This window comes from Paenibacillus sp. PL2-23, from assembly GCF_040834005.1.
Taxonomy (GTDB): domain Bacteria; phylum Bacillota; class Bacilli; order Paenibacillales; family Paenibacillaceae; genus Pristimantibacillus.
Window position 1 is genome coordinate 3,002,803 of sequence record NZ_CP162129.1, and the last position, 15,099, is coordinate 3,017,901.

A 15,099-nucleotide genomic window follows, 5' to 3' on the forward strand; every position below is an offset into this window, starting at 1 on the left:
GCAGACGGGGGAGGTGGTACATATGAAAAGCGACAAAGAGCTGTTCGAGGCCAACAAGGAGGATGTTTATAAGCTTTGCCGATTGATGTCCAGCAGCCAGAGCGATGCGGAAGACATTTGCCAGGAGGTATTTGTGAAGGCGCTTGGACAAGACCGGAGCCGGATAACCGAAGAGAAGGCTTGGCTGCTGCGCATAGCCGCCAACCTGTGCCGGAATCAATACAGCCGGAGGAAGCGAGGGCTTCAGAAGGAGCTGTTATCCTATTTCCTTAGGAAGCCTGCCCTGCCTTTGCAGCCCGATGACCAGGTGATAAGGCGAGAGCAGCAAGATGAGTTTGTGAAATGGCTGGAGGAGCTCCCGATCAAGCTTCGCGCGGCCTTGTCACTCCGTTACGGCAATGGTCTGTCCTTGGAGGAAACGGCCAAGGTGCTGGACATTCCGCTTGGCACCGTCAAATCGCGAATTCATAAAGGGTTGGCAGTATTAAGAGGGCGGATAGAAGCTGAGGAACGCTATAACAGGAAGGGAGAGAATTGCTATGACGCATTTAGTGGAAAAGAAGCTTGAAGCAATCGCAAGAGCCGGGGAACCCGATTATGAAATCATGTGGGGGCGCATTGAGAAGCGGCTAGGTCATGTGCGTCCTATCACGACTCGTCCAGGTATATCCGGCAACAAGAAGAAAACCATCATCCTGGCCGCATCGGTTGCGATTATGACCGCAGTACCCGTGGTGGCATCCGTCCATAACAGCGGCTGGGAAAGCTTGTGGAATGGCCAGAGCTCCTATAACGCAATCGAGCTAGGGCTTGGGAATCGTCTGGATCACACCGTCACCAGCGGAGGAATCGCTATGACACTGAACGGCGTGGCGACTGACGACCAGCGGATGAATATACTACTGACTATGGACGATACCGACCTTCCGGCATACGATGTCGTCACATTCGATCGTTCTCAGCTGGCCTCGGAGAAGGGTGTGGAGGATGGTATTCAAGTGCAGCTCAAGCATGTTCCCGAAGAGGGTCGTCTGTATGGCTTGGCAACCGTCCAGAACAATCTCGGAGACGGAAGGGAGCGTTACCAGCTTACGCTGGACCATCTAGTCTTCTACAAATATACCAGCGTGCCAGTCGCTATTAAGCCAGCTCAGTCCCAAGGCAAAGCTGTACAGCTTGTGGGCAGCCCTGCCAAGTCCATAGCTATAATTTCTACCATTCGAGAAAACAATGTGCTTACCGTACGTTATGAGCTTAATGGCGTTAACGATTATTTGAAGCACAACCCGCAGCTTCAGCTCGTCTCAGGCGATCAGGTGCTGAAGCCGCAGAATTCAGCCCTCCTCCCCTCTGAGAAACCGAATGTGCTCTTACGTCAAAGCACCTTCAACATCTCTGATGCCGATCTTGCTAAAGCACGCTTCGAGCTTGCCGCTCTGGAGGAGGCAGGAAGGAAAGAGGGCAGCTGGCGCTTTGATTTCAAGGCAGCTGGCAAAAAAGCGGCCCAAGCGATATTTGCGATGACGCTGAATCCCGATACGGTTGTCAATGATTCCTATATGAAATTTACGGAATTAGTTGTTACCCCTCTTGAGATACGCTTGATGTACGACGAAAAGCAAAACTTTCCAGAACCGGGACAACCGCTCATTCAATATGAAACGGTTAAGCTCATTGCTGATGGACGAGAATTGGACAGCGGAACAGGGTTCAACACAACGGAAGATGGAAGATACTACCGCAGGTTCGAGCTCCCGAGCTGGTATGAGCAGAAGGCCTGGGGTTCTGTACCCATTCAGGTCATTCTATCCGGTCAAAAAGCGCAGGAGCGCGCAGAAGCGGATCATGCCGTCACATTGGCCCAGCCCTCCGCAAGCAAGAAGACGGCTACGACGGAGCAGCATGGAGCGACGGTTACCTTTACTTATTACAAGGACGGCAAGGACCTAATGGTGGAGTCGGCTTCCGACAATCCCTTGTTCGGAGGCATTACCCAAAGCTATCTGAACATCAATGGCGAGAGAATGTTCCCCGAGTTGAATCCGACTCCTCCTGGAGGAAACGGGACTAATCGGAAGGTCGAACGTTATGTCAATGTGCCGAATGGCGACTTGACTCTGAACCCTTTCCTTTATGTATGGTTCGATCCCAAAGCAACAACAGTGCTGCAGCTTCAGTAACACGAAGCTGGAGGTGATTCAAACATGGCGCTATGGCTTTAAGAGATACTAGGCTACCAGAAGGAAAGGAGTGTCTAACATGGCGCTAAAACAAACCTTGTATGTATCTGTATCCAACAAAAGTCTGAATACGGAGCCCTCCATGAATGAGCAGCTTGAGGTTCACGGAACGGAGGAGGAGCTCCAGAGACTCCGTCAACTGCTGGAAAAGGTGGAGCGGGATGATGAGACGACCCACCTGAGAGCTCCCATCCCTTATAAATCGGCTGATCACGATGAAGCCACGGATCAATTTAACGAGGATTTGATCAGGCTCTATCACGCCATCTTCGCATTGGGGACTGACAAGACGAAGGCTCACATCCGGGAGATGAATATCCTTCATAAGCTGCAGGATACGGACTACAATTATCCTGGCTATGAGCGATAGAGCTAGAGCAGCACCCGCTTGGAACTGTATTATAAGACAAGCAAGCCGGATCTCTTATCGATCCGGCTTTTTGGTGCGCATAGGCTTATTCGACTTATTCCCTTTTTGACGAGGATGACGCAAGTGCAGCATTGATCTCACCGCCCAGCATGATAATAATAGAGCTGATATACAGCCAGATCAGAAGGATAATAATGCCGCCGATGCTTCCATAGGTTTTGGAATAGTTGCCGAAATGATTGATGTAGAACTGGAACAGCAGCGAGGTCGCAATCCAGCCAAAGGTCGCGAACAGCGCACCGGGAAGGGCTGATTTGAAGGAAATCAGACGATTGGGCACAATCCAATAGAGCAGCGAAAAAACAACAATCATAAAAGAAATGGGTACAACATATTTCAACGTGTCCCAGATCGGACCGAAGCCAACCGGAGATGGGAACCAATTAAATATAAACCTCCCGATGACCTCCCCAAAAATAAGCAAAACAATGGCCAGCATAATAGCAATAGCCAGCACCACTGTCGCCGCCAGCGAGATCGCTCTCACCTTCCAGAACGGCCGGCTTTCTTCGACATCATAAGCTTTGTTAACGCCCTTAATTACCGCATTGACACCGTTGGACGCTGACCAAAGCGTTGCAATCATACCGATGGACAGCAGCGCACCCCTGCTATCGCTTGTGACCTCCTGCAATATGCCCTCAATGGCTTCGCCTGTCTGCTCCGGAAGCAGTCGAATGAGCTCAGCAACAACGCTGTCGCCGGACAACTGAACGAAGCTCATCAGGCTCACCACAAAGATCAGGAAGGGGAAAAACGACAAAATGAAATAATACGTCAGCTGCGCCCCTAACGCAGGCACATCATCATCTCGGAATCGGCAATAGACATTTTTGAATAGCAGATACAGCTTGGAATCTCGTATCATAGCTCTCACTCCTCTCATAAGAAGGTAAACAAGAGAAGCCGCGCTTTAAACAATGCAATAAATCCCTTAACAGAAATTCACCGGCGATTTCCTTTGATCCGGAGACGGAGGATCCCGATGTTGTGATCATAGGCTCTGAGCTAGAGGGGGCTTATCTGGCACGCGCTGCACATGACGAAGGCTTGAAGGTGCTGATGCTGGATCCAAGGGAGAAGGTTGGCGGCCAGCTGCTGCAGGGACAAATGCTGTATTTGGATGAGCCCACCGATGATGCTGGCAATACCCTTCTGCAAGGCCAAGTGAAAACCTTGTTCCAGGAGTTTAAGAGGGGAAACATTCGCAAGCTTGAGGAGTTTCAAGTGTACGTAGATGAACTGCTGTCCGGCATTCCCATTCAGTCTGGCATTGAAATCGTTGATGTACAAATGAATCAAGGGGAAAGAAAAGAAGTGAAGGCGCTCACGTACAAAAAAAGCTCAGGTGAAATAAAAACGATACAGGCCAAGTACTGGGTGGAGAACACCGATGCTGCTTATTTATCAAGCCGACTATCTGACACGCGAATTCCAGGGGTTGAAACCATTTTCAAAGTGGACGGCAAGGCGTATATGGCTTCCTCGCTTATGATGAAGTTCAAGGGCGTTGACTGGAAAAGGTTTCAAAAGGAAGTAAACGCATTAGACGATTCTGCCAAAGCGGACAAGTATGGGGCCTATACTTTCGTAACGGATACCTTTACGTGGGGCTTTGGCAAGGTCGGAGGGAGCTTCACGCCCAGCCGGGAGGACATATTTTTGCGCGGTCTAAATATTCTGAACCAAGGGGATGGAGAAGCCTTAATTAACGCATTGCTGATTCATAATGTTGAGCCTACGGACGAAGCGCGTGTGCAAGAAGCCGTTGCCTTAGGGAAGTCTGAAACGGAACGGGTGCTCCTGCATTTGCAGCAAAAGCTGCCTGGATGGGAGGAAGCCGCAATTAATGACTTTCCTGACTATCTCTATATTCGAGATTATGACCGCTACGAGACAGAATATGTTCTCACAGCAGCAGACCTGTTATCGGGTACCATGTTCTGGGACAATGTGAGCATTGGCGGTTATCCGCTGGATATTCAGGGTATTCAGCAGAGTCCTTGGGGGGTCAGTCTAGGCAGACCGGATCAATATGGCATGCCTTTACGATCCTTTATGCTGAAGGATTATGCCAATGTCGTCGTCGCCGGAAAAAATGTAGGGGCCTCCGCTCCAGCATACGGAAGCGCGCGTATTCAAGCCAATACAGCGCTTGCCGGTGAAGTCATCGGCATTATGCTTGGCCAGATAAATGGACAAAAGTCGCTGCTGGATATGACCGAGGAAGAAATGGCGGAGCTTCAGCATTATATTGAGAAAAAATATGACATTCAGCTTGTGTCGGAAGGCGCCGTGAATAAAATTAAAGATTATAGTAAGGAAGAGCTTAAACTTATCATTGAACACTCCCGCCACCTAAGAGGTGGAGGATTCTTGGGTTGCTGCTCCTCACGGAACAAAGTCGTAGCGATATTTTTTTGAAATATCGTACACCAAGCGATCCCTGTGGTTCCCACAGTTCCTATTTTATTCGTTACTGGGCCATGGCCTTTATGTTTTGTGCCGCATTCCAATCTCGGTCATGTGGCGTTTGGCAAGATACACATGTCCATCCCCGCACGCTCAAATCCCTCACTTCTGCTTGCTTGTACCCACAGACGTGACAGGTTTGGCTCGTTGGCGCAAATACCGGTGTTTCCTTGATCGTTCGCCCATACCACTTGGCTTTGTAATGCAGTTGACGGCTCATTTCACCCCAGGATGCATCTGCTATGTGTTTGGCGAGGTGTCGTTGTTTCATCATGTTTGCAATACGTAAGTCCTCGAGACAGATCGTTTGGTTTTCACGGATCCATTTCGTAGTCTGCTTATGCATCGCGTCTAATCGGCTATTTCGAATCCTTTCATGGATGAGGGCGACTTTTCTTTTCGCTTTAGACCAGTTACTTCCGCCTTGTTTCCTTCTTGCAAGGATGCGCTGCCATTTCGTGAGCAGCCGTTCATATCGCAATGTATATCTTGGATTATCCATTGCAGGACCTTCCGAAGGCACGGCAAGATACTTGATACCCACGTCAATGCCAAGTATGCTGTCCGTTAAAGGAAGAGGCTGGATGTCAACCTCGCATACCAACGATACAAACCATTTGCCGCTTGGGGCTAGTCGTACGGTAGCGGATAGGATCCGGCCTTCGATCTCTCTTGACTTGGCATAGGGTACCCAGCCGAGCTTGGGAAGTTGCAGACGGTTTCCCTTCACGGCAATGTTCCCGTTCGTATATCGCGTCGTATAGCTTTGTACGGGATACTTGCGGCTCTTGAACCGAGGTAGATCGTTCTGCTTGTTGAAGTAGCGCTGAAATCCGTCAGCCAAGTTTCGAACAGCCGACTGCAGGGCAATGCTGTCCACTTCTTTCAACCACGACCACTCGCGCTTCATTTCAGGAAGCTGCGTTGCACAGGTGTTGTAGGACAAACCTTTGCCTGTAGCTTGATAGGTCTGACTCCATTTTGCTAGGAGGTGGTTGAACACAAAGCGGCAGCAACCCAACGTTTTGCGCAGTTGCATGATTTGTACATGACTAGGATAGATCCGAAATTTGAAGGCTTTATGCTGGAGCATCGTCTGATTCGTCACCTCGCTGCAAAAGAGATGAATGTTAACCTATTCCAATTATAGCACAAATGTTCGTGTCTATCCATGAGCAAAATTCCCGATTCATCCCCTGCCTACGCTCTCCCAGTTATTCGCTCCCTAAATGGGAAACAGGCTGCCTCGGGGGAGGCAGCCTGTTCTTGCTCAGTTTCTCATTCTACAATTAAATGACCTTTATCATAGACACCGAGAATACCCCTGCCTCTAAGCCACCTTACTCAGGTTTGGTCGAATCCTGACTAGTTTTGGATGTTGCTTCCTTTGTCAGTAACTTTTCCCTGAAGGTCGGCGTCAAAGATATATCAAGTATGAAACCTATAGGAGGAGCCCCGATGATGAGGAGAATGGCTTTGGCATGGCTTGCTTTAACCCTGTTTGTGGGACTATCCATACCAGCTGCAGGAGCGGCGTCGCTGACGACAGAAGAGAAATTCCAGGCGCTGAAGCGGGAGGGCATTATGACCGGGTTCGAGGACGGCTCGTCCCGCCTGCACGAATCCATGTCCCGCGAGCAATTTGCGACCGTGCTTCACAGACTGCTGGATTTGCCGAACGCTACAACCACGCCCCGCTTTACGGATGTTCTGAAAACTCGCTGGTCGTATTCATCCGTGCAAGCGGTCAGGCATGCAGGCCTTATGGTCGGCAAGGGAGAGAACCGGTTCGAGCCAACCGCCCCCGTTAAGGTGGAGGAGCTGGCGGTCGTGCTGCTCAAAATCAATCATGTGTCGGCTTACCCCAATGTCGTCTTCGCGGGCAACGTATCGCCATGGGCGAAAACAGCTGTCGGAACCGTCATAAGCAAGGGTTGGATTGCCCCCATGAACGATTATACCGTCCATGCTACGCGAGCCGTGCTCGTGGAAGCCATTTATGCGGTGTATATGGGCTGGGGAAGCATGCTTGACGTGAAGTCCGTTGAAGCGCTGAACGTCCAGTCCATTAGAGTCAACCTGAAGGCGCAGGCCGGTTCGGCGGACATCGGCCGTTTCACCCTGAGGGATGACCTGGGCAACGTCGTGCCTATTCTTGTGGCGACAGTCAGCGGCGATGGCTTATCCGTATATCTGACGACGGGGTATCAGCAGGAGAATCGGAAGCACTTTTTGATTATTGATGGGAAAGCATGGACCTACACTTCGACCAGATCGGATATGGCCAAACCCACCATTACGGCGTTCGACCGAGTGACGGCACGCGTCTATGTCTTGACCTTCTCGGAGCCGGTAGACTACGGGACGGCTACCAATCCCGCTAACTATTCCTTCACGGGCGGCTTGAAGCTGACGAAGCTGGAGCACTCCTCCGACCGAAGACAAGTCACGATCACCACATCGAAGCAAACGGATAACGTGAGATACGCGCTTACCGTTAAGAATGTAAAGGATCTCGCCGGCAACATCATGGATACGCGAACAGACCTGTCTATCATCGGCAGCGATGATGCTTCGAAGCCTACGATCCTGGAGTCGGAGTTCAAGGTAAATGCTGACGCGTCGCTTACCATCCGATTCAGCGAGAAGGTTCAGCGGGACATCGCCATACAGACTGGAAGATACAGCATACCGGGTCTGTCGATTGTATCGGCTAGCCTGGACAACGAAGGGCGGACCATCACGCTGCGCACTTCGGCGCAGCAAGACAAAACCGTATACACCCTAACTGTGTCAGGCATTGTCGATCTTGCTGGCAACGTGATGGATACAAAGTCCGGCTTGCTGTTCGGAGGCATCTCCAATCCAGTCCTTCCGGTAAAGCTTCAAAGTGTGACCGCGGTCAATGAGAATACAATAGAGGCTGCGTTCGATAGAGATGTGACAGACGCGGACGTCTCGGCCATAACCGCCACCATTCTGAAGGACAATGGTTCGAATGTGTTGATGTCCGGCTGGAGCCAATATGCCGTTCGCAAGCCCGGCTCGAACCGGATGGTGACCGTTCAATTCCGGACGGGCAGCGCCAGCAATCCCGGCTTGTTCCAGCCAGGCCATGTATACACGGCCAAGGTAACAGGCGTTAAGTCGCTGCTGACACAGGACGGCGCGAACGAAGCCACCTTCGCCGGGACGATCACCGCCAACGAAGCGCCTTATGCGAAGCAGATCATCGTATTGAACCGCACATCCATAAAGGTTGTGTTCAGCGAGCCGGTGAAGAACGTCAGCGCTGCCGCGTTCCTTCTGAGGGAGCAAGAAGGCGCCGCTGTGGCTATTGATCGTGCCGAGCCCAATAACAATCAGTTGGTTGTCACTGAGGTGACGCTCAAGCTGACCAAGGATATGACGCCCGGCCGGGTATATGAGCTCTCATTCAAGGCTGGTATTACCGACGCGGCCGGCTTCAATGGGTGGAAGACGAAGAACGGGAACGAAGACATGAGTTTGCTGTTCACAGGCGTATAGGCATCCGGAGCAACCTGTATGAGCACTGTGATACGGACCGTCTCGGTGAGCGAGCCTCGCATGCCGGTACGGTCCGTTTTTTCATTGATTGTGAGAGGGGCAAAACCTTCATCAAACAGCCTCTGCAAAAATGTGCAATTGCAGGGGATACTGCGCGTCATTATAATGGTCGGGAGCATGCACGTTAACAAAGCTCCATTTTTTTATATGGTGCATCCTCCAGCGATCTAGTATACTTTTACAAACATGCGGGGAACCCCCAATCATATTGTAAGCGGTTTCTTTACAATTTGAAGGATGGTGAAACAATATGCTGCTGCGAATGGGCGGCTGGATCAAGTCAGGGAAGCCGAGCCGGAGCTTCTATCGCAAGAGCTTCATCTGGTTCTTATTGGCCGCAAGCATTCCTGGTCTCATTATCGGATTCGCAACCTACTGGTTCGCGGTTGGTCCGATGGCGAGGAATATCAGCGAGCTGCATCAGAACCAGATCCAGGAGAGAGCGCAAAATATTGACGACCAGTTCGGGTCTGTAGAGCTGGATATCTCGCATTGGGCATTCAACCCGCGATTCGGCTCCAATCTGAAGGAGCTTGACTTTGTCTACCACTTCAAGGACACCCGGGATATTACCAAAACGCTGTTTATGCTGCAGGGCTCTCATCCTCTCATTCAACAAGTCCAGCTGTTTATTGACGGGGAGGATACGGCGCTGTTCCAGCCTGAATTCTATAAGCTCGGGAATCGTACGCAAATTGCCGGTTACGAACAGTTGATCAAAGAAGGAACCAACATATACTGGACCGACAAGCTGCCCGCTTCGGGGGAGCAATCGGAAGCCGCCGATGCCGACAAGCCGATTGTATTGGTTCACAAAATTCCGGGGGAAAGCAGCTCGCCGTTCGGAGTGCTTGTTACAGAGCTGAAGCGCGATAAAGTGATGAATCTATTGAAGACGCTTACGCCTTATAACGAAGGCTTGACAATGCTTCTGGATCAGCGAGGGGAATTGCTCGTCTCCGACCAATCCGAGAGCACAGCCTTCCACGAACAGCTCCGTGCCGAGGTGCTCCTGCGGCAAGAAACGAGGGGAACGTTCATCCATCAGCAAGAGGATATTACGTATTCCGTCTCCTACGGCAAGCTGGTGCGGCTGAACACCGAATGGACGTATGTGTCCGCAACGCCGATTACAACAATTACATCAACTGTTGTGTCTCTCTCCAATACGATATTTATCGTCAGCGCTTCCGGCCTGCTGCTTGCGCTTGCGCTGTCCTGGCTGGCATCGAGACGGATGTATTCGCCTGTGGAGAGATTGCTTCAGCTTCTGACGGGACATAAGGGCAAGGAGCTGGAGCGCGGCATGGACGAGTTCCAATTCCTGGAGCATCAATGGAATGAGCTTCATGATGACAGGTTGAATCTCCGCGCGCGGCTGGAGGATCAACGAACGCATGTCCGTGCGGGCTTCCTGCTGCAGCTGCTTCAAGGGCATCTCAGCTCCTATACGGAACGGGATTTGAAGACAAGAATGAAGCTCTATGGCTGGGATATTGAACGCCATCAATTCCGAATTCTGCATATCCAGCTGACAGGCTATGACGTTCTGACAGAACGGTTCTCGCAAGGCGACGAAAGCCTGGTCACCTTCGCAGCCTCCAATATTATTGAAGAGCTGGCTGCTCATCAATTCCAGCAATTCAGCGTCATGAACTTTCATGATTTGACGGTAGCCGTATTGGTCATGTATCCAGAGGATACTCCGGTATCGGATCGGCTTCAAGCACTAGGCGCGGACATTACGAAAGCGATCAACAGTATTATCAAAATGCAGGTGACCATTACGATAAGCGGTCAGCTTGATCGCATTCAGCAGGTCCCCGATATGTTCATGAACGTTGAACGCGCGACGGGTTACCGTAAATTCGTGAACCAGAATCAATATATTCAAATGGACAAGCTGAACGCCCACTCCGGCAATGGCGAAGGCGAGCTGCATTATCCGTTCACGCTGGAGCGCGATATCGTCCATGCTATGCGAGCCGGGGACAAGGAGGAGACGGAGAGACTCGTCACGCTGTTCTTGGAGGAGGTGCTCTCCGCCCGCGGCACGGAAATTCTGGTGCAGCAAAGCATGCTGCAGCTGTTCGGGACGATTCAGCATGCCATACTGCAATCGGGCATCAGCGCTCATCAGCTGTTCGGCGGGGAGAACATGTTCGCCCACTTATCGCAGATTCGGGAGCCGGAGAAGATGCTTCGGTGGATGAAGAAGAGGGTTATTGCGCCATTTATTGAGGAGAGAGAGGCAAGAGCGAACACTGAGCTTAAGCGTATGGTCGAAGCGACGATTGACTTCATCCATGCGCATTACACAACGGAAATCTCACTGGAGCAATGCGCTGACATGGTTGGCACCAACTCATATTCGCTGAGCAAATATTTTAAGCAATTTACGGGCATCAACTTTATTGATTACTTGACAGAGCTTCGAATTGAGAAGGCGAAGACGCTGCTGCGCGAGACGGATCTGAAGATCAACGACATCGCTTCGGAGGTCGGGTACCAGCAGCGCTACTTCAACCGAATCTTCAAAAAGCAGGTAGGCATTACCCCAGGACAATTCAGGGAGCAGGCGGAAGCCTAGAATGACGGGGTGGAACAAAAGAGTACCACTTCGCCAAAATAGTTCCATACCTACTGAAAAGCCTTGTGCAGCAAGGCTTTTCTTATGCAAAAAAGAACAATTGAAAGTCCCTGCCGCAGAGGGGATACTCGAATTGTAAGCGATAACATTTCGCCGCGAAAGACAAAGAAAGGGTGAGTGGATGAATACGGCGCTGCGATCGAATGCTAACGTGCCAAAGCAACAAGCCGATCCCGGGCGGAGGCGTTGGTTGTCGAAGCTGAAGAAGGACAAGTGGTTGTATCTCTTATTAATGCCTGGTTTGCTTTATTTCCTAGTATTCAAATACCTGCCGATGTGGGGCGTTCTGATCGCCTTCCAGAATTATCAGCCGTTCCTCGGCTTCTGGAACAGTGAATGGATAGGCTTCGAGCACTTCCGAAATTTCTTCGCAAATCCGGACTTCTTCCGGCTTCTGCGCAACACACTGATTCTGGCCGTATATGATCTCATCTTCTTCTTCCCGGCACCGATTATTCTGGCGCTGCTATTGAATGAAGTCCGGCTGGCTTACTTCAAACGAATCGTCCAGACGCTTGTATATGTGCCGCACTTCGTCTCCATGGTTATCGTGGCCAGCATGACATACGTGTTCCTAACAACGTCGGGCGGCATCCTTCATGAGCTGGTGGAGCTTATTACGGGGCAATCCATTAATTTCCTGGCGGACACCTCTTGGTTCCGGCCCATGATCATTCTTCAGATGATGTGGAAGGATTCCGGATGGGGTACGATCATCTTTCTGGCCGCTCTGGCTTCTGTGGACATGGAGCAATATGAGGCGGCCGTTGTAGACGGCGCCAACCGATTCCAACGGCTGATCTACATTACGATACCCGCTATCAGCAGCACGATTGTCATTCTGTTGATATTGCGGCTGGGCAGCTTCCTCGACAACGGCTTCGAGCAGATCTTCCTGATGACCAACTCGCTTAACCGATCGGTCGCCGATGTCTTCGACACCTATGTATACTTCGTCGGCATCACGCAGGGAGCGTTCAGCTACAGCACCGCCATCGGCTTGTTCAAGTCCGTCGTAGGCATACTGCTCATCTACGGCAGCAATCGTCTGGCCAAGCGTTTTGGGCAAGAAGGCATTTTCTAAGGAAGCGGGGGTGAATCGAAGTGAATACGAAACATGATACCATCAGTGAAAAAATATTCGACGGCTTCAATTACTTCTTCCTCGGCCTTCTGGCATTGGTGACGGTTCTTCCATTCATCTACATCATTGCCGGATCGTTTGCGACGGAGGTGGAGCTTATGGAGAGGGAGTTCTTCATCTTTCCCCGGGACCCGTCATTATCCGCCTATCACTATATCTTCTCTACGGATACCGTATCCCGCAGCATGATAAACTCCGTCATTATTACGGTCGTCGGCACGCTGGCGAACCTGGCGTTCACCTTCACAATGGCTTATTCGCTCTCCCGCAAGGATTTGCTAGGGCGCAATGTCATAATGAATCTGGTTATCTTCTCCATGCTGTTCAGCGGCGGCATGATCCCTGGATATCTGGTCGTGAAGGAGCTTGGACTGCTGGATACGTATGCTGCTGTCATTCTTCCAGGGGCTATCAGTGCGTTTAATATGATTATTATTAAAAACTTTTTCCAGGAGCTTCCCCCAGGTCTGGAGGAATCCGCCCGAATCGACGGCTGCACCGACCTTGGCGTCCTGTGGCGCATCGTATTGCCGCTGTCGAAGCCCATTATCGCGACGTTTGGCCTGTTCTATGCGGTAGGCCACTGGAACAACTTTTTCTCCGCTCTGCTGTTCCTGAACGATCATGAGAAATGGCCGCTGCAGGTCATTCTGAGGGAGATCGTCATGCTGTCGCAGATGGCGGCTGGCGATATGAGCGCGATGGATCCAAACTTCGTGGAGCCGCCGGATCAGTCGGTGAAGATGGCGGTTATCGTCGTCGGCACGTTGCCGATTCTCATGGTGTATCCATTCCTGCAGAAGCATTTCGCCAAGGGCGTGCTCTTGGGCTCCATCAAGGGCTAGAGGGGTTAATGAGGTTAGATGATCACATTCGTGATATCTATATAGCACCATCCAATCATATAGAGGAGGGCAATATTATGCAAAGAAAGCAAGCGGGGTTAAAGGGAAGTCTGGCACTCATCGTCTTGTCTAGCGTGCTTCTGCTGTCGGCCTGCTCCGGCAATAATGGAGGAGCAGGCAGCAACCAGGCAAGCGCGACGCCGACAAGCTCGCAGAACACCGGTGCCGAGGGCAACGGGGATTCCGCCAAGGAGGAGCCCTACAAAATCAGCATTATGATGCAATCCTTCGACACGAATCTCCCTAATAACGACAGCCCGGTCATCAAACAACTAGAGGCTTATACAAATACGGATTTGGACATCCAATTCGTGCCGAACAGCTCTTATCCTGACAAGGTCAACATCACGCTCGCCTCAGGCCAGCTGCCGTCTATTATGGTCGTGGATAAGACGCCCAGCTTCATCAGCGCGGCGCGTGCAGGAGCCTTCTGGGAGGTCGGGCCTTATCTGAAGGATTACCCTAATCTAAGCCTGGCTAATGATATTGTGCTGAGCAACTCCTCCATCGATGGCAAAAATTACGGCATCTACCGGGAACGCGTATTGGGCCGCATGGGGGTTACGCTTAACAAGGTGTGGATGGATAATCTGGGCCTGCAGCCACCCCAAACAATCGATGAGTTTTACAACGTTCTGAAGGCGTTCAAGGAGCAGGATCCCGATCAGAATGGCAAAGCTGACACCTACGGCATTGTCATTACCAAGTACGCTGGACCGTGGGACATCATGCAGGTATGGTTCGGAGCGCCGAACGGCTGGGGAGAAGACGGCAACGGCAGCCTGGTGCCGGCGCATATGACGCCGGAATATCGGGAAGCGCTGAAGTTTTTCCGCAAGCTGTATGAAGAAGGACTAGTCAATGAAGACTTTGCAGTCATGGATTCCGCTGTGTGGAATGATCCCTTCGTGAACGGCAAGGCCGGCGCGTTTGTGGACGTAGCGGACAACGCTCGCCGCCTCAACAGCCCGATGCAGGAGAAAGCGCCGCGAGACAGCTCTTATACGAATGTATTCCAGGCGCCGGTCGGTCCGAAGGGACATCGGGATATGCCAACGACAGGTTACGCGGGCATGCTCGCCATCTCGAAGACTGCCGTCAAGACGGAGAATGAGCTCAAGAAGGTTCTCAGCTTCATCGATAAGCTGGGTGACGTGGAGATGCAGAATCTGCTTGGCTATGGCATAGAGGGCACGCACTACGACATGGTGGACGGCTATATCGTGCCGAAGGAGAACCTGGACGCGGGCTTATTGCAGCAATATAACGGTCTGAACCAAATGCTGACGTTTATCGGACCGGACGCGCCGACCCTGGAGCAGACAGAGATTAACAAAATGATTGCCGAGGTTCAAAAGGCTAACGAAGATATCGTTGTTGCGAACCCTGCACAGCCGCTTGTATCAGAAGTATACGCGCAGAAGGGACAGCAGCTCGATAATATTATTGCAGACGCGCGAATTCAATATATCGTCGGCCAGATCGACGACGCGGGTCTGGACAAGGCCATCGAGCTGTGGAGAACAACCGGCGGGGACGATTATATCGCGGAGATCAACAAGCTGTACAAGGAATCGAAGCAATAAGGTGGATAGACAGTGCCGCGCGTTAGGCGCCGCACTGTCTATTCTTTCATATGCCAGCCTGGAATGGCAGCCGTTAATCAAAAC

General features: G+C 51.3%; 11 protein-coding genes. 9 read left to right on the plus strand and 2 right to left on the minus strand.

Annotated features, from left to right (window positions below; translation table 11 throughout):
• Window positions 1-22: 22 nt before the first annotated feature.
• The 3 genes from AB1S56_RS13065 to AB1S56_RS13075 all read left to right on the plus strand — a co-directional run bounded on the left by AB1S56_RS13065 (window position 23) and on the right by AB1S56_RS13075 (window position 2,610).
• On the plus strand, window positions 23-568 hold the full coding sequence (locus AB1S56_RS13065; RefSeq protein WP_340871826.1) for an RNA polymerase sigma factor: 546 nt from the start codon (window positions 23-25) through the stop codon (window positions 566-568).
• Window positions 540-2,180, plus strand: coding sequence for a DUF4179 domain-containing protein (locus AB1S56_RS13070; protein ID WP_340871825.1), 1,641 nt, complete (start codon window positions 540-542; stop codon window positions 2,178-2,180). Before AB1S56_RS13065 ends, AB1S56_RS13070 begins: the two co-directional genes overlap by 29 nt.
• A gap of 79 nt (window positions 2,181-2,259) precedes the next feature.
• Window positions 2,260-2,610, plus strand: coding sequence for a hypothetical protein (locus AB1S56_RS13075; protein ID WP_340871824.1), 351 nt, complete (start codon window positions 2,260-2,262; stop codon window positions 2,608-2,610).
• 94 nt (window positions 2,611-2,704) lie between these two features.
• Here AB1S56_RS13075 and AB1S56_RS13080 read toward each other — a convergent pair whose 3' ends face one another.
• Complete coding sequence (locus tag AB1S56_RS13080; RefSeq protein ID WP_340871823.1) at window positions 2,705-3,538, minus strand: YihY/virulence factor BrkB family protein; 834 nt, start codon at window positions 3,536-3,538, stop codon at window positions 2,705-2,707.
• A 122-nt stretch (window positions 3,539-3,660) separates the two neighbouring features.
• On the opposite strand from AB1S56_RS13080, the gene AB1S56_RS13085 reads away from it, so the two are divergent.
• Entirely contained in the window at window positions 3,661-5,094 is a 1,434-nt protein-coding gene (locus AB1S56_RS13085) for an FAD-dependent oxidoreductase (protein ID WP_340871822.1), read from the plus strand.
• A 52-nt stretch (window positions 5,095-5,146) separates the two neighbouring features.
• Here AB1S56_RS13085 and tnpB read toward each other — a convergent pair whose 3' ends face one another.
• The gene (tnpB, locus tag AB1S56_RS13090; protein WP_367903360.1) at window positions 5,147-6,235 is read right to left on the minus strand and encodes an IS200/IS605 family element RNA-guided endonuclease TnpB; all 1,089 of its coding nucleotides are present in this window, start codon (window positions 6,233-6,235) and stop codon (window positions 5,147-5,149) included.
• A gap of 365 nt (window positions 6,236-6,600) precedes the next feature.
• On the opposite strand from tnpB, the gene AB1S56_RS13095 reads away from it, so the two are divergent.
• The 5 genes from AB1S56_RS13095 to AB1S56_RS13115 all read left to right on the plus strand — a co-directional run bounded on the left by AB1S56_RS13095 (window position 6,601) and on the right by AB1S56_RS13115 (window position 15,015).
• Window positions 6,601-8,670 carry an Ig-like domain-containing protein gene (locus AB1S56_RS13095; RefSeq protein WP_340868885.1) on the plus strand — a complete coding sequence of 690 codons (2,070 nt, stop codon included), beginning with the start codon at window positions 6,601-6,603 and terminating at the stop codon, window positions 8,668-8,670.
• A gap of 310 nt (window positions 8,671-8,980) precedes the next feature.
• A complete protein-coding gene (locus tag AB1S56_RS13100) occupies window positions 8,981-11,320 on the plus strand; it encodes an AraC family transcriptional regulator (protein WP_340868883.1) in 2,340 nt (779 codons plus the stop codon).
• A gap of 292 nt (window positions 11,321-11,612) precedes the next feature.
• On the plus strand, window positions 11,613-12,464 hold the full coding sequence (locus AB1S56_RS13105) for an ABC transporter permease subunit (RefSeq protein WP_340868903.1): 852 nt from the start codon (window positions 11,613-11,615) through the stop codon (window positions 12,462-12,464).
• Between the two features lie 20 nt (window positions 12,465-12,484).
• Window positions 12,485-13,369, plus strand: coding sequence for a carbohydrate ABC transporter permease (locus tag AB1S56_RS13110; protein ID WP_340868882.1), 885 nt, complete (start codon window positions 12,485-12,487; stop codon window positions 13,367-13,369).
• 77 nt (window positions 13,370-13,446) lie between these two features.
• Window positions 13,447-15,015 carry an extracellular solute-binding protein gene (locus AB1S56_RS13115; RefSeq protein WP_340868881.1) on the plus strand — a complete coding sequence of 523 codons (1,569 nt, stop codon included), beginning with the start codon at window positions 13,447-13,449 and terminating at the stop codon, window positions 15,013-15,015.
• Window positions 15,016-15,099 lie beyond the last annotated feature (84 nt).